2 protein-coding genes are annotated in these 1,323 nt (G+C 67.3%); both read left to right on the top strand.

Features of this window, described 5'->3' with window-relative positions:
* The first annotated feature begins 69 nt into the window (after positions 1 to 69).
* Positions 70 to 378, top strand: coding sequence for a transposase (locus tag PV682_RS44035; RefSeq protein WP_319738586.1), 309 nt, complete (start codon positions 70 to 72; stop codon positions 376 to 378).
* Positions 375 to 1,292 (top strand): IS3 family transposase, encoded by a 918-nt coding sequence (locus tag PV682_RS44040; protein ID WP_319738588.1) that lies wholly within the window; start codon positions 375 to 377, stop codon positions 1,290 to 1,292. The genes PV682_RS44035 and PV682_RS44040 overlap by 4 nt, the downstream gene beginning before the upstream one ends.
* The last annotated feature ends 31 nt before the right edge of the window (positions 1,293 to 1,323 follow it).

Here is a 1,323-nt window from a genome sequence, read left to right on the forward strand (position 1 = left end):
TGAGGTTCCCCCGAGATGCGGAGTGTGTTGACAGAGGGTCAGATGGGACTCATGAGAGGAACATCGACCATGGCCGCCCCCAGAAAGTACTCGCTGGAGTTGCGTGAGCGTGCGGTACGGATGTATCGCACCTCCGATCCCAAGCCGCAGATCAAGAAGCTCGCGGTCGACCTCGGCGTCCACCCCGAGGCCCTGCGTGGCTGGATCCGGCAGGCCGAGGCGGACGCCGGCGAGCGCGACGACCGGCTGACCAGCGACGAGCGAGCGGAGCTCGCCGCGCTGCGCAAGGAGAACGTCCAGCTCAAGCGGGCGAACGAGGTCCTGCGGACGGCCTCGGCGTTTTTCGCGGCGCAGCTCGACCCGACCCGGCCCAGGTGACGGCGCTCGTCGACGAGCACCCGCACCTGGGGGTCGAGTGCGTCCTTCGGGAACTGTCCATCGCCTCCTCGACGTACTACCGCTGGCGTCGTGCCGAGCGCGAGCCGTGCGAACGCCGGCGCCGGGACGTGGAACTCACCGAGCAGATCAAGGAGATCCACGCCGACTCGGGCGGGATCTACGGCTCGCCGCGCGTGCACGCCGTGCTCAAACGCGAGGGCGTCCACGTGGGCCGCAAACGGGTCGAGCGCCTGATGCGTGAGGCCGACATCGCGGGCATCAGCCCACGCCGAAGCGGCTTCACGCGCCGCGACCCGAAGGCCACCCTCGCCCCGGACCTGGTCGAGCGCGACTTCACAGCGCCCGCGCCGAACCTGCTGTGGGTCACCGACCTGACGATGATCGCGACCGGCGAGGGGCCGTTGTGGCTGTCCGCGATCCGGGATGCGTTCTCGCGACGGGTGGTGGCCTGGGAAACCTCCGCCCGCGCGGACGCCGACCTGGTCCTCACCACCCTCGAGTACGCGCTGGCCTCGCGCAAGGTCGAGCCCGGACAGCTCATTCATCATGCCGACCACGGCTGTCAGTACACGTCCGTGAAGCTGACAACTCGCCTTCTGCGAGCGGGAGTTCAGGCGTCCATGGGCTCGGTCGGGGATTCGTACGATAACGCTCTCGCGGAGAATCTGTGGATGCTCATCAAGACCGAGTGCATCCGCGGGCGCACCTTCGCCACGAGGGCCGAGGCGAACCTCGCACTCTTCGAGTACATCGACGGTTTCTATAACTCCCGCCGCATCCAGAAGCGGCTCGGCTTCCTCAGCCCGATCGAGTTCGAAGAGCAACACTACGCCGAGCGGGCGACGACCGAACCAACGAACCTGAACACCCGTCAACCCCTCCTGACCAGCTGATCAACATCTCTCGCGCAGCGGGGGAACCTCA

It is taken from the genome of Streptomyces niveiscabiei (assembly GCF_033794345.1).
Classification (GTDB): Bacteria; Actinomycetota; Actinomycetes; order Streptomycetales; family Streptomycetaceae; genus Streptomyces; species Streptomyces niveiscabiei.

What these genes read in the sequence shown, in the direction of transcription:
- PV682_RS44035 (WP_319738586.1), top strand. Translation starts at nt 70, where the DNA reads ATGGCCGCCCCCAGAAAGTACTCGCTGGAGTTGCGTGAGCGTGCGGTA.